Origin of the sequence: Phaeobacter sp. S60 (assembly GCF_000826845.1) — a bacterium.
Classification (GTDB): Bacteria; Pseudomonadota; Alphaproteobacteria; order Rhodobacterales; family Rhodobacteraceae; genus Phaeobacter; species Phaeobacter piscinae.
Genome location: NZ_JSWJ01000008.1, coordinates 59,911 through 81,144 on the forward strand (window position 1 = coordinate 59,911; position 21,234 = coordinate 81,144).

At 59.6% G+C, this 21,234-nt stretch carries 23 protein-coding genes and 1 pseudogene; 17 read left to right on the plus strand and 7 right to left on the minus strand.

The window, feature by feature from the left end:
* Nucleotides 1-8 precede the first annotated feature (8 nt).
* Nucleotides 9-1,280: an ABC transporter substrate-binding protein gene (locus OO25_RS08000; RefSeq protein WP_040175514.1), complete on the minus strand. Its 1,272-nt coding sequence runs from the start codon at nt 1,278-1,280 to the stop codon at nt 9-11.
* A gap of 30 nt (nt 1,281-1,310) precedes the next feature.
* Nucleotides 1,311-2,372: a maleylacetate reductase gene (locus OO25_RS08005; protein WP_040175513.1), complete on the minus strand. Its 1,062-nt coding sequence runs from the start codon at nt 2,370-2,372 to the stop codon at nt 1,311-1,313.
* 91 nt (nt 2,373-2,463) lie between these two features.
* Here OO25_RS08005 and OO25_RS08010 point away from each other — a divergent pair, with 91 nt between their 5' ends.
* Complete coding sequence (locus OO25_RS08010) at nt 2,464-3,414, plus strand: LysR family transcriptional regulator (protein WP_040179544.1); 951 nt, start codon at nt 2,464-2,466, stop codon at nt 3,412-3,414.
* Between the two features lie 287 nt (nt 3,415-3,701).
* Here OO25_RS08010 and OO25_RS08015 read toward each other — a convergent pair whose 3' ends face one another.
* Nucleotides 3,702-4,598: a LysR substrate-binding domain-containing protein gene (locus tag OO25_RS08015; RefSeq protein ID WP_082035299.1), complete on the minus strand. Its 897-nt coding sequence runs from the start codon at nt 4,596-4,598 to the stop codon at nt 3,702-3,704.
* A gap of 71 nt (nt 4,599-4,669) precedes the next feature.
* On the opposite strand from OO25_RS08015, the gene OO25_RS08020 reads away from it, so the two are divergent.
* On the plus strand, nt 4,670-5,881 hold the full coding sequence (locus OO25_RS08020; protein ID WP_052465621.1) for a hypothetical protein: 1,212 nt from the start codon (nt 4,670-4,672) through the stop codon (nt 5,879-5,881).
* A complete protein-coding gene (locus OO25_RS08025) occupies nt 5,878-6,159 on the plus strand; it encodes a GNAT family N-acetyltransferase (RefSeq protein WP_123580074.1) in 282 nt (93 codons plus the stop codon). The genes OO25_RS08020 and OO25_RS08025 overlap by 4 nt, the downstream gene beginning before the upstream one ends.
* A 403-nt stretch (nt 6,160-6,562) precedes the next feature.
* Here the strand turns inward: OO25_RS08025 and OO25_RS23225 are convergent.
* From OO25_RS23225 to OO25_RS22170, 3 genes and pseudogenes are all read right to left on the minus strand, one after another.
* Nucleotides 6,563-7,260 (minus strand): annotated as a pseudogene (locus OO25_RS23225) (transposase); the annotation flags it as partial.
* A gap of 97 nt (nt 7,261-7,357) precedes the next feature.
* Nucleotides 7,358-8,092 carry a class I SAM-dependent methyltransferase gene (locus tag OO25_RS22165; protein ID WP_052465623.1) on the minus strand — a complete coding sequence of 245 codons (735 nt, stop codon included), beginning with the start codon at nt 8,090-8,092 and terminating at the stop codon, nt 7,358-7,360.
* On the minus strand, nt 8,082-9,281 hold the full coding sequence (locus OO25_RS22170) for a sterol desaturase family protein (RefSeq protein ID WP_052465624.1): 1,200 nt from the start codon (nt 9,279-9,281) through the stop codon (nt 8,082-8,084). The genes OO25_RS22165 and OO25_RS22170 overlap by 11 nt, the downstream gene beginning before the upstream one ends.
* Nucleotides 9,282-9,442: 161 nt before the next feature.
* On the opposite strand from OO25_RS22170, the gene OO25_RS08045 reads away from it, so the two are divergent.
* From OO25_RS08045 to OO25_RS08050, 3 genes are all read left to right on the plus strand, one after another.
* Nucleotides 9,443-10,480, plus strand: coding sequence for an AraC family transcriptional regulator (locus OO25_RS08045; protein WP_040179550.1), 1,038 nt, complete (start codon nt 9,443-9,445; stop codon nt 10,478-10,480).
* 67 nt (nt 10,481-10,547) lie between these two features.
* Nucleotides 10,548-10,832 carry a hypothetical protein gene (locus tag OO25_RS22765; RefSeq protein WP_123580072.1) on the plus strand — a complete coding sequence of 95 codons (285 nt, stop codon included), beginning with the start codon at nt 10,548-10,550 and terminating at the stop codon, nt 10,830-10,832.
* Nucleotides 10,833-10,883: 51 nt separating this feature from the next.
* Nucleotides 10,884-11,294 carry a GFA family protein gene (locus OO25_RS08050; RefSeq protein ID WP_040179552.1) on the plus strand — a complete coding sequence of 137 codons (411 nt, stop codon included), beginning with the start codon at nt 10,884-10,886 and terminating at the stop codon, nt 11,292-11,294.
* 268 nt (nt 11,295-11,562) lie between these two features.
* Here OO25_RS08050 and OO25_RS23360 read toward each other — a convergent pair whose 3' ends face one another.
* A complete protein-coding gene (locus OO25_RS23360) occupies nt 11,563-11,841 on the minus strand; it encodes a response regulator transcription factor (protein WP_040179554.1) in 279 nt (92 codons plus the stop codon).
* A gap of 722 nt (nt 11,842-12,563) precedes the next feature.
* On the opposite strand from OO25_RS23360, the gene OO25_RS22175 reads away from it, so the two are divergent.
* The 11 genes from OO25_RS22175 (at nt 12,564) to OO25_RS08115 (ending at nt 21,233) form a co-directional block, all read left to right on the plus strand.
* A complete protein-coding gene (locus OO25_RS22175; protein ID WP_052465625.1) occupies nt 12,564-12,989 on the plus strand; it encodes a hypothetical protein in 426 nt (141 codons plus the stop codon).
* A complete protein-coding gene (locus tag OO25_RS08065; protein ID WP_139044760.1) occupies nt 12,986-13,621 on the plus strand; it encodes a hypothetical protein in 636 nt (211 codons plus the stop codon). Before OO25_RS22175 ends, OO25_RS08065 begins: the two co-directional genes overlap by 4 nt.
* Entirely contained in the window at nt 13,618-13,926 is a 309-nt protein-coding gene (locus tag OO25_RS08070) for a hypothetical protein (RefSeq protein ID WP_040179559.1), read from the plus strand. Before OO25_RS08065 ends, OO25_RS08070 begins: the two co-directional genes overlap by 4 nt.
* A 279-nt stretch (nt 13,927-14,205) precedes the next feature.
* Nucleotides 14,206-14,556: a hypothetical protein gene (locus tag OO25_RS08080; RefSeq protein ID WP_139044761.1), complete on the plus strand. Its 351-nt coding sequence runs from the start codon at nt 14,206-14,208 to the stop codon at nt 14,554-14,556.
* Between the two features lie 11 nt (nt 14,557-14,567).
* The gene (locus OO25_RS08085; RefSeq protein WP_040179564.1) at nt 14,568-14,849 is read left to right on the plus strand and encodes a hypothetical protein; all 282 of its coding nucleotides are present in this window, start codon (nt 14,568-14,570) and stop codon (nt 14,847-14,849) included.
* 444 nt (nt 14,850-15,293) lie between these two features.
* Entirely contained in the window at nt 15,294-15,752 is a 459-nt protein-coding gene (locus tag OO25_RS08090; protein ID WP_040179565.1) for a hypothetical protein, read from the plus strand.
* The gene (locus OO25_RS08095; RefSeq protein ID WP_040179566.1) at nt 15,745-15,972 is read left to right on the plus strand and encodes a hypothetical protein; all 228 of its coding nucleotides are present in this window, start codon (nt 15,745-15,747) and stop codon (nt 15,970-15,972) included. The genes OO25_RS08090 and OO25_RS08095 overlap by 8 nt, the downstream gene beginning before the upstream one ends.
* 459 nt (nt 15,973-16,431) lie before the next feature.
* Complete coding sequence (locus OO25_RS08100) at nt 16,432-17,559, plus strand: CaiB/BaiF CoA-transferase family protein (RefSeq protein WP_040179567.1); 1,128 nt, start codon at nt 16,432-16,434, stop codon at nt 17,557-17,559.
* Nucleotides 17,560-17,631: 72 nt separating this feature from the next.
* Nucleotides 17,632-19,620 (plus strand): CocE/NonD family hydrolase, encoded by a 1,989-nt coding sequence (locus OO25_RS08105; protein ID WP_040179568.1) that lies wholly within the window; start codon nt 17,632-17,634, stop codon nt 19,618-19,620.
* A gap of 210 nt (nt 19,621-19,830) precedes the next feature.
* Nucleotides 19,831-20,835, plus strand: a complete 1,005-nt coding sequence (locus OO25_RS08110; protein ID WP_040175502.1) for a glycosyltransferase family 2 protein — start codon at nt 19,831-19,833, stop codon at nt 20,833-20,835.
* On the plus strand, nt 20,832-21,233 hold the full coding sequence (locus OO25_RS08115) for a GtrA family protein (RefSeq protein ID WP_052465626.1): 402 nt from the start codon (nt 20,832-20,834) through the stop codon (nt 21,231-21,233). The genes OO25_RS08110 and OO25_RS08115 overlap by 4 nt, the downstream gene beginning before the upstream one ends.
* The last annotated feature ends 1 nt before the right edge of the window (nt 21,234 follow it).

Below are 21,234 nucleotides of genomic sequence, written 5' to 3' on the forward strand. Positions count from 1 at the left end.
TTTCAGCATCATGAGATGGGCTCCATCACGCCGCCCACCGGCACCTCAGGCGCGGTGGAGTTGTCAACGATCACAAGGTCATAGGTGCCGCTTTCCGACAGTCGCCATTGGCCGCCCACAAGTGGTGTCTTGGCCACATTCGCCTGCGCAAACGACGGCAAACCAGTGCCGTCAAAGGCGATACGCCCGACGATAGAGGCAAGGTCGGTGGCGGCGATGGCGCCGGATACCGTATCGGCATCAGCGGCATCGTCTACGCGGGACATCACATCAGCGGCCATCTCAAACAGCGCATGGACAAAGCCGATCGGCTGGGTCCACTGCCGTCCGGTTGCGGCGGTGAAACCATGGGCAAGACCAGCTGCAGATTGGCCGGTCAGCGAGGAGCTGAACGGATGGTTCGGGGACCACCAGACTTCAGAGCTGAGATTGTGGCCGGCATCCCCCAGGGTTTCGACCGCCTGCGGGAAAAGGACCGCCTTGCCGATAGAGGCAGCCTTGGGGGCAAAACCCTGCTGTTTGGCCTGGGTCCAGAAGGTGGTGAAATCTGGTGGGATCGGCACCCCGGTCACAATTTCTACTTTGGCCTGTTTGAAGGCGTTGATCTGGGCAGAAAAATCATCGGTCAGGTTCTGATAGCGCCCCGGGTCGGTCAGGCGGTAGCCACCCTGCTCCAGCACCGGCGGGAAGCCCAGGACCGGGTCGCCCCAGGCATTGCCGTCGCCATCGTTAGGATACAGCGCGCCGACGGATTTATTGGTGTCAAGCTGGCTCCACATGGCGTTGAAGACCGCGACGATGTCCTCCAGCCCCCAGAAGAAGTGATAAGCATAATGAAACCGTTCCCACGAACCGGGATCGCCGGGGTTGCCCTGCTGGCCAGCAAACCACGGCTGCCATGGGGCGACGCTGGAGATGCAGGGGATTTCCTCAGCCTCGCAGGTGGTGGCAACCGGGTTGGTGGTTTCCGGTGTGGAGGCGACCAGCATCAGGTTAATGCCGTCATCCACGATTAGCTCGCGCGCCACATCCGCCGCACGGTTCGGGTTCGACTGGCTGTCTTTGACGATGACTTCAAAATTCTGACCTGCTTCGGTTGCGGCGAAACCGTCGAGGATGAACCGGTCAGCTTCGGAGAAGGCGGCGAGCGGGCCGGATTGCGGACTGACATAGCCCAGTTTGATTTTTGCGCCCCGGGCCAAGGCGGGCGCGGCGAGGCCGCTTGTGCTCAGCAGCCCGGCGGCGGCGCCTGTTTTCAGCAATGTTCGGCGGGTGATCATGGGGTCTCCTCCCTGGTGACAGCTCTTGGTTCAGATAATCGGCGCGTCTCCTCCCCAGGCGCGCGCCAGCAGATCCCGGATGCCGGACCGGGTGATTTCATTCGGGTTCCAATAGGGGTTCTGCACTGCAAGATCGGCAGCGCGGTCCAGATCGGCCTCCGCCAGTCCGAAGTCGCGCAGGGCCATCGGTGCGCCGTGATCCTTGGCAAATTGCCACAGGGCGGTTGCTGGATCAGCACCGCCAAAAATTCCGGTGACGGGGGCCAGCAGGTCCGGTACGGCAGCGGCGTTATAGGCGGTGGCATGCGGCAGAACGATGGCATGGGTTTCGGCATGCGGCAGGCCAAAACTGCCGCCGAGCGTATGGCAAAGCTTATGATGCAGCGCCATGCCGACTTGGCCCAGAACCGTGCCGCAGGCCCAAGCGGCCTGTTGCGTGGCCAGGCGCGCTTCCAGACCGGCCGGATCCTCCAGCACCCGCGGCAGGGCGCCGGCAAAGCTGCGCAGCCCGGTCAGCGCCAGTTCGGTCGATTGTGGATTGCGGTCCTGCGCATAGAGCGCCTCGACGGCATGGGCCATGGCATTGAGCGCACTGGTCACAGTCAAAGGCACCGGAAGGGTTGCCACCAGTTCCGGATCATAAAGCACCGTGGCAGGGCGCAGGTTCTCGTCGGTTATCGTGGTTTTCACCCCGGTCTCGGTCTGGCCGAGGATCGGTGTGCATTCGCTGCCGGCATAAGTCGTGGGCAGGGCAATCTGGGTGACGCCGCTGCGCAGAGCCAGCGCCTTGCCAAGCCCGATGGTCGAACCGCCTCCGGCCGCCAGCACAGTGTCCGCACCGACATCTTGTAGATGGGCCAAGGCTTCCTCGGTCACCTCGACCGGCGTGTGCATTGCGGCGCGGCAGAACACACCTGCCGCCTTGGCGCCCAGCTGCGCCGCCAGCTCCAGCCCGAGATCCGATTGATGCGGTGTGGTCAGCACCAGCACGCGATTGGCATCCAACACAGACACATGACGGGCCAAGGCGCGGTGCAGTCCCGCCTCAAAGATGACGGCCTGATCTGATCCGTATTTTGCAGTGTCGAACATGCCGGGTGCCTCCAAACCAGGTGTGACACCAACATGATGGATAATTTTTCGAACTTGATCGAACTTGAGGGCGTTAATATAACCTTTCGGTATGAAGATCGATCCTCGTCACCTTGAATTGCTGTTTGCTATCGTTGATCGCGGCGGATTGACTGAAGGGGCAGAGCTGCTTGGCAAGTCGCAACCCAGCCTGTCGCGATCCCTTGCGATGCTAGAGGAGCGCGTCGGCGCCCCCTTGTTTGAGCCTGGAAAGCGCCCGCTGCAGCCGACCGAGTTGGGCCTTGCCCTGGCCGAGGAAGGCAGGAAGGTCTTTCATGCAGTGCGCCGCAGCGGTGTGGTTCTGGAACAATTCCAGCGCGGCAAAAGCGGCGCAGTGCGGGTTGCCGGCACGCCGGTGTTCCTCGACGGGGTGATCTCGCCCATGATCGCGGAGTTTCAGATGGGCTACCCGGGTGTGCGTATCGACCAGAGCTACGGCTACCCAGGCGACCTGATACCGAAGCTCAGGGAAGGGATCCTTGACCTGGCCATTCTGCCGATGCGGCAGGCGTCAATTCCTGAGGGGTTTTCCTTTGACCAGATCCTGCCCGGGCGCAACGTCATCGCCTGCCGGGCTGGGCACCCGCTGGTCCGGCGCGGGGCAGTTAGGTTGCCAGAAATTGCGCAGTACTCCTGGATCGCGCCGCCGGCAGACAGCCCGCTGTATCACGATCTGCGCGCTGTGCTTGAAGGGATCGGGGTCAAGGACTTCAAGGTCAGCTTCTCCGGCGGCTCCCTCAGCGCTGTGGTGAGTATCCTGACGGGATCCGATGCGCTTACGGTGCTGCCATTTTCCGTCGTGTTCATGATGCGGCGGCTGAAGTCAGTGAGCGCGCTGCCCATCCGCATTGGTGATCCGGACCGGCATCTGGGTATACTTTGCAATGAAGCAAAGCCGATGCGCCCCTCGGTCAAGCGGTTCGCGAGCTACATCAGAGGCGAGTTCAAGACCCTATCAAGCAGCATCACTCGCGTGGGCCAGGATGCAGTCTGGCGACCTTGAAGTGCCAGGTGTTCAGGTGGCGGCCCTTTTTGAATTGCCAAGCGTCGGCCCAGTGGCGGCAATGGCCGATGACTTCACCGGGCCGACGCCTAGGATCGTGCACGGCTGCTGGATGCGGGCTGCAAACCGACGACCGCACTCGCAGCACCTCATCGTCGCGGCACGTCACCTGTGAGCTAGAATGCCAACCAGCCCTAGGCATTGAAGAACGGTTCAGACCCACCCTTGGTCGATGACAGGAACGCGCATAAACCGGGTTTCCGCGGCACGCGGCCGTATATCGACAGTCAATCCCGAGCTGCGAATTGTTCCACGAGCCATGCTTTTACGGATTCGATTGCCAGGGTTGGGGGAATGCCCTTAGGCTGAACGAACCAATAGGCGTGACTTGCTTCCAGAGAAATATCGAATGGTGCGATCAGCCGCCCGGCGGCGATGTCATCCGCCACGAGCAGCGACCGTCCGAGGGCGACGCCCTGGCGCTCTACGGCGGCCTGCAGGATTGCACCATCGTCGCCGAGGCGTGGGCCGGGTGGCGGCGGGCTCTCGCAGCCGGCCGCCCTGAACCAGGCAGGCCAGTCTTCGGGGATATCGCCGCAGAGCAATGTGGCGCGGCAGAGATCGTCTGGTGCGTTCAAATCTAGCGTTCGCTGGTAGTCCGGTGAACAGACCGGACGCACGGTTTCGATCCCGAGCTTCAGCGCCTCCAGATCATGCGCGGGCGACGGGCTATAGCGGATCGCGGCATCGACTCCCTCGGCCGCGAAATCCACCAGATGCCGTGAGGCCGTGATGCGCAGGTCGATTCCGGGGTTCTCCGCCAGAAAGGTGCCAAGCCGCGGCGCAAACCAGCGTGCCGCCACTGAAGGCAGCATCGACAATGTGACGACCTGATCGGAACGCCGCGCATCGGCCACGGCGGACCAGGTTCTGGACAGGGCGTCGGACAACTGACCGGCAAGACGCTCTCCCGTCGGTGTGACGGTCAATCTCGCACCTTTTCGAACGAACAGGGCGACACCGAGGGTTGCCTCCAGGTCCGAGACCTGTCGCGACACGCCGCTTTGCGTAATGCCAAGCTCTTCGCCAGCCGCGGTAAAGCTGCCATGGCGTGCGGCGGTCTCGAACATCTGCAGGGATCTCAAAGGCGGTCTGGCATGAGCAGAAGGCATGCTGGTCCTCATGTTTTCTCATTTTGGTGAACTGTCGCGCGAAGGTAGCATGATTTCAACTCAAGCAACATAAAGCACTTAACATGACCGACTTTCCTTCCACCAAAACCGCAACCCTCGACCTGAAACGGCATTTGCCGGACTTGCCTCTGGTCATATGGATGGTCCTTCTGACGTTGGCTCTGGGCTTCGCGGGCGGCATGGGGGCAGATGAGGTGATCGCGAAAATCAACACCGGCTTCGGCCGCGCCCTTGGAGAATTCGCGCTGATCCTGCTGCCCTCCTTCACGCTGGCCGCGGCTCTGTCGCAACGCAATGTCGGGTCCGCGGCGGCGGGCCGGACGGCGGCGCTGGCCTCGCCGCTGGCGGGGGGTGGGATGATCTGCCCCGATACCGCCTATGCCGCGCTGTCTCCGGCGGCCGGTCGGTTGAAGCTCGACGTGGCCTTCGGATCCTATGCCGGGTTCAAGCTGCTCTATCCCGCCGGTCCGCTGATCGTGGCCACGGGGCTAGGCATGACCGGCGCGGCCGGAGCCGAGCCCGTGACGCTGCTGATCTGCGGTGTGCTGCTGACCCTTCCGGTGTGGGCCGCCGGCGTGATCTGGGGCCGCTTCGCGCGCGTGGATTCGCACGCAGGTTCCAAAAGGCCTGCGGATGCCGCGGCCGGAACCCTTTTGATCACCTTTGCACCTTTCCTTTTGATGACGGGACTTCTGATCGCGGGCGGCATCATCGGCAGCACGGGGTGGGGACTTGTTGATTTTCTCCTCCTGCCCAAGGGGGCATTGACCGCCGCTGCGGTCCTGGCACTGCTGCAAACGCCATCGGGCGCGCGGCGCGGCTGCCTCGACAGCGCCGTGCGAAGGACAGGCTCACTGCTGCTGGTCATCGGCGCGGCCAGTGCCTTGGGTGCGGCCTTCACCGGGCTGGTGACGCTGGACGGGCTGGTCCCCCGCGGAAGCGGGATGCTGACCCTTGTGGCCCTTTTTGCGCTCACGGTCCTGTTCAAACTGGCACAGGGATCGTCCATGGCCACATTCGCCGCAATCGCGCCGGTCGCCGCCCCCATCGTGATGACAAGCGGTGTGAACGGGATCGCCGCCGTCTTTGCGATCTGCCTCGGATCCTTCATCGCGATCCTGCCCAATGACAGTTTCTACTGGCTGGTCCGCCGGGATGCGCTGGAAACCGAGCAGAGCGAAGCACGCGTGATCCGTATCCTGACAGGCGGGGCGGTCGTGCAGGCGCTGGTGGGCATGGCCGTTCTGCTCGCAGCCTTGGCCATATGGCCATGACACCGATGACTTTTTGCGCACCAGCCCCGGCCGACGGGCTGGCGGCGGGGCACGCGTCGTTTCGCCATCCCCCGCACGACCGGGGCAGTTTGCAGGCCGGTTCCGTCAATGAACGGGGGGCGGCTCTTCTGGCCGAAGACAGCGTTGGCATCGCCGATTGGGCCGGGGTTCGCCCGACCTTCGCGCGCGAGGTCTGTCGCGGCGTCGGGGAGGTTTCGATCTATGTCACGGCGAACCGTCATGACCAAGGAATCGGCTGCCGGCAACTAGACAATTAACTGCACCGGCCCTTGCGTAGGAGCCAACGGACCACTGGACGCTGGTTGCGCAGGTGCCCCCCCGAGATCACCGCCAGCCTTGCCCTTCACCAGGCCGCGGGCTTGCGTATCGTGGGCAAGCGGAAGAGAGCTGGACTGATGCGCTATGGGCCGATTGCGGGCCGCTGGCGCAGACTGATGCCGGTTTCTCGGCGCTGCGCCGCCGCATGGCAGCAGTGAGCACAATGTATGCACCGGTTGCTGTGTGCAGCTGAGATTTTGGCGTGGCTTGCGGAAGTCGCTGATTTCTATACGACCTGTTTGTCGACCCGCGAGCCATGGCCATTGTGGGGTATGCAGGCTCCTTGATCTCATTGTTAACTAGATCGGTAACAATCATTTGGGCTCTCAGTTTCTGGGGACTTCAGATCGTGCCCAAAGCCACATCTCTGTTGACCGCGTACCTAGTGCCGTAGCGCAGAGCACTTCAGGCTGTGCGGCCAATTTGTTGGCAATACGACCGCAGCCTCGTTTTGCGGCAAGCTTGCGACAACGCCTCGAAGCCATGGCCCTAATCTAAGCGCACCCCTATGGTGTGGGCGCATCAGAATGACATTGACGGCCTGCACCAACAGCATCCACAGATAACCGTTGCCACGTTTGCTGATCCGGCCAAGATTTGTCGGTCCATCGGTGCTGAACGGGTGCGGCGCAAGGCCAAACCAGGTGGCGAATTCCCGACCACGATTACATACCTCGCCCTTATCAATGGCGGCGATAATGGCTGTTGAGATAAGCGGACCAATCCCCGAAATGGTCACAGTGTTAGCACTGTTTTTTCAGACCGGCTGATCTCTTCGATCTGCGACGAGATCGCTTTGGGCCACTCGGAGAGCCAGGGGAAATCGCTGTAGAGCCCCTCAAAATTGAGTGCATGTGTGATGAGATTTCGTCGCGTCGGTGTTCAAGGACCGCCTCAAACGAGCACTGATTTTATGCCGTCCCGAGTGCCCAGTGATACCTTGCTTAAAAGAACGCGCGGATTTGACTGATCGTGGCGGTGCGGCGTGCCATCAGCTTGGAGCGAACCCGGTGCAGCGCCTGTAGATTCAAACTGCTTTTCCTGTGTGCAGAAGTCCGCAAGGCCTAGCTTGCCGGGTGAAGCAGCCGGCACATCCCGTTGGTGATCGATGCTGCATGACGCACGAATGATCGCGATTTAGCCTTGCCTTAATTCCGTGTCGCCGCGACGGCAGAGCAAAGCGGTAGCTGGTCCTCCACAGGGAATTTGCCGTACAGCGACGTCTCTCATTGCCGAAAGGTTCGTGATGATTTCATCGCTCTGGAGGAAGCTGCCGGCTCCAAGACGCTCAACTGAACGCCGCAAAATTCGCCCCATAGGCGAACAGAAACTCTTGTCGGCACAGAAAGCGAAACACGCCCATCCCCCTGGCTTCAAAACTCTGAGAATTTCGCGAATGGCAGCAGGCCGATCCTCAATCGTCTCCAGTGCCCACAGGCAAGTTACAAGGTCGAGGCTGCCGTCTGAAATGGGGATCCGATCCATCGGCGCTTTCACATGCGTGACCGGCAGATCGTTGGAGTAACTGAGCATCCGGCCGGAAACGTCGAGTAGCGTAACGCGATGTGGCACAAGTCCATCATCGATCAGACGCCGAATGAACCGCCCCGTGCCGCAGCCGACATCCAGCATTTCGGTGTTTGGTCCGATGAGCGCACGGACTGCGCCCTCAACGGCCGCTTGAGCCTCTCCTCCTGCGTACCTGAGCCATCGGGCATGGCGGCGATCGTAGTCTGGCGCGAGAGCGTCGTAGAGATGTCCAACGGAGGCGCCCGAAGGCCTATGGCTTTTGGCAACCTCATGTCCGATTTTTGGGGGCTCCACAAAGTTAGGCCTGTCCAAGAGTAGCGAGGCAACAAACTCAGGAACCATCGCCAAGAACTTTCGCCAGGTAACCTACTGACCACCAGGTCTGCTGCGCGCAGATTGGTCCGGCACACCCCTTCAGGTGAAGCTGGGCGCGGCCGACTGGCACCACCTTTCCTTTGAACACCCATCCGTTCTGTGGACTTCTTAGTCGTCCGACCCACTTCTGACCATCAAACTCAAGGTCAGGCATAATGATTTCGCCAACCTCGGCATGCGACATCTCATCGGCATCCCACAGCCAGACAAGCGTACCGCACCGCCTGTCCGGAGACGCCTTACAAGGATTGAACTCAATGATGGCCGCAAGCCCCGGGGCTGCATACCGGCCTTTCAGATCTGCAGCGAGCGCGCCGCCGGCTCCCAAACCGAGAAACAGGATGAAGAGCACGGCGCCCAACCGGACGGAGCCGACTGAAACTGGCTTTCCAACTGCCTTGAAGGCGTCGAGATAGGCCGGATGCTCTGTGCCCATCCAGCGGTCCCACCATGTGAAATAGAAGCCTAGGTTCTTGCCCGCGCAGGCGTGATGAATGTCATGATGCGTGACCGTGGTCATCCAGCCGAACAGGGGGCGTCCGTCCCCTCGTGCGGGGAACACCTCGTAGCCGCAGTGAGCAAGGGCGTTGCGCAGCATCATGTGCGTGACAAAGATCAGAAGCGCCAAAGGATGGGCTGGCAGCACGAGCAGGATCAACGGCAGGTAGATCCCGTTCACAACGGCCTCGCCGGTATCGAAGCTGTAGGATGTAAAGGGCGTCGGGCGCTTCGAGCGATGATGCAGACGGTGGAACCGGCGGAAGAGCGGAGGATAGTGCAACGCCCGATGGGTCCAGTAGAACCACGCGTCGTGAAGGACGATCAGAAGCGCCGTGCTGACCCAGAAATACGCGATCCCGTAGTCTGAGACGTGCGGATACACCGTCATCGCGCCGCTTCGGGCCCCGAGGGCAATCACCGTCCCGGTTGCCGCGAAAATGGCGACAGTGCGCAGGCTAGCGCGTATCTCGCGGGACATCTGGCCTGCGGGGATCTTTCGCTCACCGATTTTCTGGCTCGCAAGCTGACGGGACATCGCGAGATTGATTGCTAGGAAAACGCCTCCGGCACCGAGGAAGTAGCGTAAAAGATCTCCCCCAAACACGTCGACGTACAGCGACAGAAGCCCCTTGGCGGCATCGAGAATCTGGTTCATTTGTTCGCTCCAATGTTTGTTTGAGACTTGGACCTTTCCGCATCCGCAGCGCGCGCCGATTTCTGAAATCGCCTAGGAAATCTCGGAATCGGCCGGCATTTTTCAGAATTGATCAGCGACGCCGTGTTGACGGCTTGACGTCCCGCATGTGTCCATGTGGCATGAATGAAATTTGGAGCATAATTGACGTCAGCCTGCGCGGTGGCACAGTCGCGATCCTGTTGGCATGCGCGATAATCTTCTCAATTCGGCTCATGTTATCTCGAAAATCTGTATCGGTTGCCGCGTTCTGTGTTGGGTTGTGCTGCTATCTGTTTGTGTCGTCCCCTCACGTCCGGGTGCCAGAAGGTTATGCAGCCGTCATCCTTATTGGGCTGGCAGGGTTAGTTCCCGTCCTAGGCTACTGGGCGTCGCACGAGCTTTTCGTCGACGAGGTGAGCTTTACACGGTGGCAAATTGCGGTCGCGCTCGTTGTGATCGTCGGCGCATGGCTTCCGTCGGCGGTGCCCTTTGCGGACCTCGCGCGCGGCATCGCGGTTATCATCCTGTTCAGCCATCTCGCGATCGTGGTAGCCGCGAGCGGTACACATGATCTTGTTGAAGAGCGTCGACGATTTCGAAAGTGGTTCCTGTTGATGATGGCGGCAGCGGTTATTGTGATCACCGGCCTGGAAGTTACCGGGAAAGATGACGACCTCCCGAATTGGGTCTTCGCGATCCATGCCGCCGCCTTTGTTTGTCTCGCGATGGCGTTCCTGGTGTGGGCGGTTCGACCCGTTTCGGAGGTTTGGCCATCGAAGCCTGAGGCGTCAAATCAGACCGCCCACAAGTCACCCGGCGACGAGATCTTGGCTGGTCGAGCAAGAGCCGCGATGGAAGCGGGACTCTGGAGGGAGGAAGGCCTCACCATCGCGCAACTCTGCGTGCATCTCGAAACCCAAGAACATCGCCTCAGACGTGCGATCAACAAAGAGCTTGGGTTCCGCAATTTCCCGAGTTTCGTGAACAGCTATCGTATCGAACAAGCGAAGCACATTTTGACCGATCCGATGAGATCAGACTACCCAATTCAAAGCGTCGCCTACGACGTAGGCTTTTCGTCCATCGGACCATTCAATCGAGCTTTTCGGTCTTTGCAAGGTATGTCGCCCACGGAATTCCGCAAGCGAAGTCTGATCGACAGCGTATCGAGCAAGTAAATGGACCCGTGAGAAATGATGAAGTCCGCTGAGCTATCCCAGAGAGTCGACAGAACAGGGGCTTCGTATGGCGCTGTTCACGTCGCGTGGTAGCGTGATGGTAACCAGCAATGACATTAACCGCATCGACGGACCGGCTCATCGAGAATTCGTAAGCGACCGTTCGCCGCTGAGCTATTTCGCGCCAGTAGATTGGTTTTCGCCGCGCTGGGTACGAATGTCGAGTTTTGGCTGGCTTGCACCGATCTCCACTGACCAGTGGCAGGTTGGTGCTGATTTCTCAGTGCGGACCGCTACCTGGCAGCAGCTAGCCCCTTTGACTGCGCTCCAGCACACGGCTACATCAGATTAATGAAAATGCAATTGGCTGGCGATAGGGGCTTGCCGGTTGAGGGGAGTAGGAATGGCAGACAATCTGATCGCTGGAGAATGCCTTTGTGGTGTTGTGCGTTTCCACATATCGGGAGCTTTCGAGAGCTTTTTCCTGTGCCACTGTTCCCGCTGCCGCAAGGACAGCGGTTCGGCACATTCTGCGAACTTGTTTTCGACCACTGCCACGGTCACTTGGCTATCAGGTGAAGAAAGTATCAAGACGTTTCGGCTCTCCGGTACGCGCCACACAAAGAGTTTCTGCTCTGAATGTGGGTCCGCGCTGCCAATTGCTCTGCCTGAGCTTGGTTTGCTTGTGGTGCCGGCAGGCTCGCTCGACAGCCGGATAGACATACAACCCAACGCGCACATCTGTTATTCCAGTCGCGCGAACTGGGACCATGACCTGACCTCCATCGAAAAGATCGACGAGCTTCCCGGCTGAAGTGGCACGCCAATGATTTAACTCGGGAGTCACCTGGACCGCATGGCTGCGAGCGACAGCTCCGTCCGCCGCTTGATCAATGCCGCACGGTGCTGGGATCGGCAAATATCACAGAACGACTTTTTGGCGCTACGACTGCTTTGGACTGTCATGACAGGTACGAAACTGATCTCACCCAGATTCTGCGACACGGTGGGGAGATTGGGCTATTTGAATGGCAGCCATGAAAAGCCGTGTCTCCTGTTTTTGTTGCAAGACAAGACACCTCCTAGACGTCTTCCTGCATCAGATTGATCGCCTCTGCATTTGTCGTTACCCCCAGTTTCATACGTGCGTTTTGGGTATAGAGGCGAATGCTGGCCTCGCTAAGCGACAAGGCCTGCGCGATGGCCTTGGGGCGCTGTCCGGCGGCGATGAACTCCATGACTTGGTGTTCGCGGGGGCTCAGACGTCGGCGCGCCTCTGCCCCCGCGCCTGCACGCCTGCAGTGATCGAGTTTGCGATGAGCGATCAAACAAAAGGTCTGCAACTGGTCCTCTAGGGGCATAACACTGCGCTCAAAATCATGGCGCGTTGCATTATTCCCAACGACGAACCCGCCGAACCGACCCGCCCCTTTCAAACAACACGGAATACCTAGGCCCGCATGCCAATCAAGTTCAGATAGCTTGGCCACTTAGTCGCGCGTTTGGTCGTCGACAGAGCGTTCTTGGTTTTCCAGAAAGACAGTGCCCAATTTCGAGACCTCGAACGTTGCGCATCACTGAGTCACAAAGGGTTCGTTGAATGTGGGGTCATGGATGAGTGTCTTTGGCCAACTGTTTTGCAGATTATGAGACGGACCTGAAAGAGGAGAGCCTTTTCATATGACCTCAAGACCGCATTCCGCCCACCCGATTGCCTGCCTTGCAACGGCTGTCCTGTCTCCGTGTCCGGTCTTCAGCAGTCTCGCACAGGCCCAGGTTGCGCAAGGCACTGACGTCATGGTTGTTTTAATGCCTCCGGTTCCATGTGGGGACAGGTCGAGGGCACCGCAAAAGTTGAAATCGCGCGAGAGGTCTTCACCGATCTGTCCGACGTCTGGCAGCGCAATGGGCAAGCTGTTGGTCTGGTTGCTTATGGCCACCGCCGCAGAGGAGACTGCTCTGACATCCAGTTTTTGGCGCAGCCGTCTGTTGAGGGCTCTACGTCATTGGCGCAGATTGTTAGTCCTCTCAGCCCGCGTGGCAAAAGCCTTTGTCCCAAGCCGTGCGGACTGCCGCAGAAGAGATGCTCTATACGGAAGACGCAGCGACTGTGGTTCTGCTGTCTGATCGCGTCGAAACATGTGACCTGGATCCCTGTGCCGTCGGCGCAGAGCTTGAGAGCCTCGGATTTGATTTCACGGCGCATGTCATCGGGTTTGATATTCGTGTAGAAGTTGATAGGGCGCAGCCAAAGTGTCTCGCTGATACGACTGGCGGCGCCTATATGGATGCACGTGATGCCTCTACCCTGAGCGACGCACTTGCCCAAGCGACCGGCGGGGTCGTGTCGCGCTCGGCACCTGAGGTAGCGATCGAGACCAGCGCCGTAAGGATCACACTTGCCCCCCTTGAAGGCACAGATCGCCCTGCAATTGTCACATTGGCCGCGGTCAATACTGCGACCGAAGAGCGACGGAACAAGGGCGTTTGGAGGGGGCCAATCAGGTGATCACTGGGCTGGCATCGGAGCCCCCACAGGGCGAATGGATCTTCATGGCTGAAGGCGACGGGGGCGCAGGCATAACCACGGTCCACCTTGCCGACGCGATGCATGAGGTTCCCATTCCCTTCATCGCCAGCAACGCTGCCTTCGAGATAATTGCTGCGGATACGTTCGCCATGGACAGCACGATTGCCTTCCAGTTGCGCAGCCTGCATCCCCTGCAACAATACGCGACCTATAGTGTCATGCTGTTCCCACAGAGGGCGGCAACTCTTGATGAAAACATCACTTTTTCATATCGCTTTGGTACCGACCCCGAGACCATGCAACATGCGTTCTATCCTTGGGAGTTTGATTTACCTCCCGGTGACTACGAGATTGTGATCATGGATGACAGCTTTGATCTTGGGGAGAAGTTGTGTCGGTTCTCCGTGCGGTTGGTCGAAACGCTGGAGGACGTGGAACCACGCGCCAGTGCGCACCCGGTCGACGATAGTACATCGCCGCCCAGCTTTGGCTTTTCGCAGGTCGCAGAGCCGCTGAGGTCGGGCTCTCAACATGCGTTCTTGATCCATGGCCCCTTGGGGCCGGGGGATCACGTCTTGCTGATCGGCCTTGGGGGCAGGACACGCAGGTGATTGAGATACCGGTGGATGATGTTGTGTCACTCCCCGCCGAGATCGCTGAGGGCACATTCCGCGTCCAACTGGTGCGGCCGGAGGGGATCGATGTTCGCCTTGGGCTGATTGATGTTTTGGCAGAGCAGGCGCAAGGCATGGGCGATCACTCTGTCCATGCTTCTGGGGGTGATAAGCCTGCCAACACGATGCTGAGTGCGGATGAACTGGCTGCCGAGACAGGCCCGCAAAAGCTGGTGCTCAAGCCGTGGAAAACCTGCGACGAGGCGGTGGCCTGCCGCATAGCGGACCGGCGTCGGCCTTGAATGGATCATGCCTGCAGGCTGGGCCGGCGAAGAGCCGTTCTATTCCATGACCGCAGGGGGCACTCAGGCGAACCATCCCACGATGCAGATAACACGCACCGCGGACGGGGCATTCAGCGTCACGCTGAACCGGCGTCAGTGGGATGCCATGCTTGGCCCCTGCGAGGAAGCTGCATCAGGCCTGCTTTGTCGTGAGGCATCAGACGTTCTGGAGGATCAGACAGCCTACGAAATGATACGGAACAGCCTGAATGGGGACTCCCCCCGCCGGATGGCTGGGTGTCTATCGGGCGCAGTTGGGTCATCAAGGATCGGTCGTTGGGTGTTCGAGTGGGCTTAATCAATTTAGCAGAGCCAGACGAGAGGGATGAATCCGTCCGCGCCTGCATCCGGTTGGGTTACCCCGATCAACTCGGGCTGAGCGACACCAGTATCGTGCAAGCAGACCTGAGCCTGCTTTGGGACCAAAACCTGCTTTTGATTGCGATTGATGGTGAAATCGGTTTTTCGGACGGCGCTGTGATGATGCTCCTTGCCCCTCCGGGCGGTTGGGACGGAACTCAAGATGTTTGGGTCGGTACACTTTCAAACACGACTAACCTTCGCAGCGTTCTGGTGGCCCTGTGTTGAGGGTGGGGGATATGAAAAACGTGATTATGCTCGTGGGATCGGCGGCACTTTGCCCTCCGATGGCAAGAGCACAAGGCGTCCCACTTTCTACGGAAACCGCTGGTGAGCTGGATTTTACAGGCAGTTATCTGAACGATGCCCAGATTAGCCATCTGATGGGCGTCGAGGATGTTGTTCATGCTTTTGGCGGGCCAGATGTCATTACCCAAGCTGTTCGCATCGGAACGGCTGAGCCTGTCCGGATCACGCCGGAAGAGTACGAGGTGTTTCGAAATAGTGACGGCGTTATGTAAAACCGCCATGGGCGCTGATCTGCGTGACGACCTCGACTTTAGTGAGAGCGATACAGGGGGTAGAGGCAATAATCTGACTTCTACGGGGGTGATGCTCTGAAGTTGTCAGAATTTTCACTGGTACGCAGCCTGATTTCCTGCAGCCCGTCCATGGGGTGTGGAGGATTTCCGTGTCGCGCTCTGACGCCACCGGCTGCCCGCCGGGGGGGGCGAATTGGCGATCGCGCGGATTGGACGGACCGGCGCAAGATACATCATTTCCAACGAACCGGGGTGGGTGCCCGCTGATTTGAACCCGAACTACGGAGCCTGCACGTGGGCACCAGTGGGAACCAACGTGTATCAATCAGAACCTTATACGACCGGACTACAGGCTGCCGGATCGGGTATCCCTTTGGTCGCCACCATTGCGCTTAATGCGAAATCCGAGCAACAGATTGATGTTTGAGCACACATTCAATTGAATTTGGCACCCGCCCTCGCGGCGATGACCAGAGGCTCGACCAAGTGCCGCGCCGCGGTCAATGGCAGCTACACCATGATTTGAAAGGGCAGACCAAGGAGCGCAATTTACTTCTGGCCTGCGGCCTGTTCGCACCGTCCGCGCTGCCCGTCACCGCCTGTGGGCCCAACAACGACGAACTCAAGCTTTCGCTCATTGGCGATTGGCAGGTGGCCAACGGGTTTGGCACGCCTTCGATTAACGAACGCAGTAAGCCGCTACCCTCGGGCAACAACACACGGGCCAGTTTTATTCCAACTGAAACCGGTCTCGCGGTGACCGGCGGCGTCGCACCGGGACCCTATGAGGCACGCTTCGTTGAAGACGCCCGCATTGTTCTGGATGTGCCTAACCGCACTATTGCTAGAGCAAAGGGAAGCTTGGTTCGGCGACATGCCTGAAATCCTTACCGATCGCGAGCTTACGTTGCTTCAGGAATGCGCTGAGGGGCAAATGCAGCCGCAAATTAACATCTCCGGCAAGTTTCATGACCCTGAAGGTACGGTAGAATTTGACGTGTACCTATTTGTGCTGGGTGAGACGAGCCGGTACGGCATCGTGGCAGGCGACCTTCTGCCGATGCGCGGGACCGCAAAACGTGTGACGCGCTGGACACGGTAGATGGAAACAGCTGGTTGGTTTCAGAGCAACGCGTTTGTCTGTCTCTGCAATACGTAACCCATCAAACAACGGTCTCCGTATGGTTCGCACGGAGCAAGTTGCCGCCAGGTAAAAGGCAATAAAACTGTCTTTTGCAACCATCTTACGAGGTATGCGCAGCATGTAATCCTGCTTTGACTGTGTCGTCGTGTGCAAAATTGGCTCGGATTAATTCACCGGATTATAGTGATGCACGACACTTCTTCCCTCACATGTCGCCGCCAGGCTCCGACATTGGTGCAGGCGCAGCGAACTGAGGGTTCATCCCGCTTAACCGCTCCCTCTGACGGCGCCCTCAGGTATTTTGATCAAATTATTTGCCCGCAAGGGAAGGGATAGGTTAAGTCTCTGGCAGAACACTCTGCCGCGCCTTGGTGGGGGGATGTCCCGTAGATCGCGGGCGCACTGACAGGAGAGCCCATGACACCGCTTGCAGGTTTGAAGGTGGTCGAACTGGCCCGTATTCTCGCAGGGCCATGGATTGGCCAGTCGCTTGCCGATTTGGGGGCGGAGGTCATCAAGGTCGAGAGCCCTGAGGGAGATGATACCCGTCGCTGGGGTCCGCCCTTCATTGAGCGGGAGGGTGATAAAACGGCGGCTTATTACTATGCGGCGAACCGGGGTAAGTCCTGCGTCACCGCAGATTTTCGCACCGAAAAAGGCAAACAGACGGTGCTGGAGCTGATCCGCGATGCCGACATTCTGATCGAGAATTTCAAAGTCGGTGGGCTGGCGAAATATGGGCTGGACTATGACAGTTTGAAAGCGGTCAATCCGCGCCTGATCTATTGCTCGGTCACGGGCTTTGGTCAGGATGGCCCCTATGCGGCGCGGGCGGGCTATGATTTCCTGTTGCAGGGCATGTCCGGGCTGATGTCGATCACCGGCGCGCCGGAGGGGGAGCCGCAGAAGGTGGGCGTGGCGATCACCGATATTGTCACCGGTCTTTACGGCACCATCGGCATTCTGGCGGCGGTGGAGCAGCGTCATACCACCGGGCGCGGGCAGCATATCGATATGTCGCTCTTGGACTGTGCAACGGCTGTGCTGGCCAATCAGAACATGAACTATCTGGCCACCGGCACCAGTCCGACGCGGATGGGCAATGAGCATCCCAATATCGCGCCTTATCAGGTGATGGCAGTGCGCGATGGGCATGTGATCCTTGCGGTGGGCAATGATGGTCAGTTTGCGCGGCTCTGCGCGGTGCTGAATATGGCGGGGCTGGCGGATGATCCGCGATTTGCCTCCAATCAGCTGCGGGTGGCCAACCGGAGCGATCTGACGCCGATGCTGGCGGCGGCGCTGGCGCAGTGGGGGCAGGCGGATCTTTTGGCGGCGCTGGAGGCTGCAACTGTCCCTGCGGGACCAATCAATACCATCGGGCAGGCCTTTGACGACCCGCAGATCAGGCACCGCCAGATGCAGATCGCGCCGGAAGATGTGCCCGGTGTGCGGGGCCCTTGGGTGTTTTCCGATGCGGAGTTGGCCTTGGAGAAATCGGCACCGATCTTGCCGGTGGCGCAGGGTATGTCGCAGGGAGACTAGAATGTCGGATCGCCTGCCGATTTGGTGGGCGGCAACAGCTTGATATAAAACCAAACAGGAAGAGGGCGCGCCATGGCGATGGAGATCACCGGAGTTGAGCATCTGTGGATTCCGTTGCCGGATGGGCGTCGTCTAGCGGCGCGGATGTGGCGGCCTGCGGCAGAGGGGCGTTACCCCGCGATCCTGGAATATCTGCCCTATCGCAAACGCGACGGCACCGCGCCGCGCGATGCCACCACACATCCGCTTTTTGCGGCAGAGGGCTATGTCTGTCTGCGCGTCGATATTGCAGGTACCGGCGACAGCGAGGGGCTGTTTGATGATGAGTATTCCGAACAGGAGCTGAGCGACGGCGAGGCGGTGCTGGCCTGGCTTGCAGCGCAGGCCTATTGCGACGGAAATATCGGCATGATCGGGATTTCTTGGGGCGGTTTCAACGGCTTGCAGTTGGCCGCACGTCAGCCGGAAGCGCTGAAGGCGGTGGTCAGCGTGGCCTCAACCGTGGATCGCTATGCCGATGACATCCATTTCATGGGGGGCTGCCTGCTCAGCGATAATGCCAATTGGGCGTCGCAGATGTTTGCCTATCAGACCCGCCCGCTGGATCCCGAGCTGCGCCCGGATTGGCGCGAGGCCTGGGTGGAGCGGATCGAGACGTTGCCGTTTATGGCCGCGGATTGGCTGTCCCACGCGCAGCGGGATGATTTCTGGAAACACGGGTCGGTCTGCGAGGATTGGTCTGCAATCCAGGCACCGGTGCTGGCGATCACCGGCTGGGCGGATGCCTATGTGAATGCACCGCCTGCATTGGCGGCCAATATGCAGGCCCCGGCGAAGGCGCTGATCGGTCCCTGGGAACACCGTTATGCGCATATTTCCAAGCTGGAGGCGCATGATTTTCACGGAGAGGTGCTGCGCTGGTTTGATCGCTGGCTGAAGGGCGAGGACAGCGGGGCAGAGGCTCTGCCGGATTATCGCACTTATATGCAGGAGCATTTCAACCCGACCAAGGAGAACAAACCCCGGCAGGGCCGCTGGGTTGCTGAGGCCGCTTGGCCGTCCCCAAATGTGCAGGAGGTGACGCATCATCTTGGGCGACAAGGCACGTTGCAGGCCACCCCGGAGGAGGGGGAGGCTGTTGTGTCCAATCCGGCAACCCTTGGTGCTGCTGGTGGCTATTTCTGCGCTGGCATGCGGATCGACAACGAACTGCCGGGCGATCAGGCGGGGGATGATGCGCGGTCCACCTGTTTTGAGACGCAACCACTGGATGTCCCGCTGGAGCTGCTGGGGCGGGCGCGGGTGCGGCTGGCGTTTGCCGTCGACAAACCTGTGGCGCAGGTGATGGCGCGGCTGTGTGATGTGGCGCCGGATGGCGTGTCGCAGCGCATCACCTATCGCGGGCGTAACCTCTGCCATGATGACACACATGAGATCACCACGCCGCTGGTGCCCGGTAAACGCTATGAGGTGGAGTTTGCGCTCAATGAATGTGCCCATCACCTGCGGGCGCGCCATAAGCTGCGGTTGGCGCTGTCGACGTCTTACTGGCCGATTGTCTGGCCCTCGCCAGAGCCTGTGGCACTGACGCTGCATCTGGATGGCTGTGCGCTAATCCTGCCGGAACGTTCACTCGTGGAGGAGGTCGCGGCGCAGGCGCCAAGCGCCGCGCGGGAGTATCCGACATATGAGGCGGAGATGACCCGCGCGCCATCCGGTACTTCCAACAGCTATCAGGAGGCCGACGGCACGCTGGTGCTGGAAACATTTGATGACTATGGCGCGGCGATTGATCCGATGCATGGGATGGAGGTCGGCAGCCATGTCTCCATGCGTTACACGATCCATCCCGATGATCCGGCAAGTGCGACATTCTCCAGCCAATGGCGGTTCACATTCGCGCGCGGAGACTGGCAGGTGCAGGTCGATACCGACAATCTGATGCGCGGGGATCGCGAAGGTTTTCATCTCTGGCGCAGGGTTGTGGCCACCGAAGGTGCCGACCAGACAGAAGTTTGTGTTAAGGAATGGAGCAAGAGCTTGCCGCGCGATTGTTTGTGATTTCGCATCAAATCCTGTTAAAAATCGCTGTTTTTCCCCGGATTGACCCCCAGTTCGCCACGGTTTGGCCATGTTCTGTGACCAAAAACAGAACTGCGCGTTAACCATTTCGGGTGAGAATACCCCCCTTGAGATGTTTTCACCGCGCTGGACTGTCGGGCGGATGGCCCCCGGCTTTGAGCAGACGATAAACAGAATTGGGGCGAGAAGGTGCATCTATCCGTTGTTGTACCCTGCTATAATGAGGAAGAGTCCATCCCCCTGTTGGTGGATCGATTGGTGCAGGCAATCGAACCCTGGGCGGACCGGGCCGAGATCATTCTGGTCGATGATGGCTCCAGCGATGAAACTTGGGCCGCGATGGAGGCCGCGCATAAGCAGCATCCGGTGGTGCGGGGCATTCGTCTGTCGGCCAACCGCGGCCATCAGGTTGCGTTGACCGCCGGTTTGGAAGCCGCGACAGGCGCGCGCATCTTCATGCTGGATGCTGACCTTCAGGATCCGCCGGAAATTCTGCCTGACATGATGATGATGATGGATCGCGGCTATGACGTGGTCTATGGCCGCCGTGCCGAACGTCAGGGCGAAACCCTGTTCAAGAAGGCGACAGCCTATCTGTTTTACCGCTTCCTCAATACGCTGTCTGATGTGGATATCCCCAAGGATACCGGTGATTTCCGTCTGGTGAGCCGTCGCTCGCTGGATGCGGTGCTGAAAATGCCGGAGCGGGCGCGGTTCATCCGTGGCATGTTCGCCTGGGCCGGATTCCACCAGATCGGGTTGGAATATGTCCGCGAGGCACGGGTGGCGGGCGAGACAAAATATCCCTTTAAGGCGATGCTGCGCTTTGCCACCGATGCGCTGACCGGGTTTTCCACCAAACCGCTGAAAATTGCCACACGGCTGGCTTTTGTGAGCCTCTTGGTGACGGTCTTGATGGCGGTCTATGTCTTTGGTTCGCTGATCCTGTTCAACACGGTTGCCGGTTGGGCATCAGTCCTTTTGGCGATTTCTTTCTTCTCCGCCATCCAGCTGCTGACGCTGGGGATCCTCGGTGAATATGTCGGGCGGCTTTATATGGAGAGCAAGCAGCGGCCGCTTTACTTCCTGTCGCAGGAGACCGGGCATCCTTCCGCCCATGCCGTTGATTTCACCGGTGACAGCCGTTCGATCACAGCATCGCCCAAGGCTCCCGCCCAAAAAGAAGCGTCATGATCCGCGCTGTCGTTCAGAAGGACCTCGGCCAGTTGATCCGCTTTGCCATTGTGGGTGTCTCGGTTGCGGCGATTTATGTCTTGCTGTTCCTGGGGTTCCTGCAGCTTGAGTTTGTGGCGGGGGTTGCCAATGCGCTGGCCTTTGGCTTGGCGGTATTGGTGCAATATGTCGGGCAGACCGTCTGGACCTTCCGCCAAAAGCTCGGCCAGCCGGATCAGGCGCTGCGGTTTGGATGTACCATCGGGTTGGGGTTTGTGACTTCGGGCCTGCTGACAAGCGGTATCGGTCCGATGCTTGGCTGGCCCGACTGGCTGGCCGCCAGTATCGCCGCGGTTTGGCTACCGGTACAAAACTATCTGTTTTTCAAAATCTGGGTCTATGCCGGGAACGGCGTGTAAA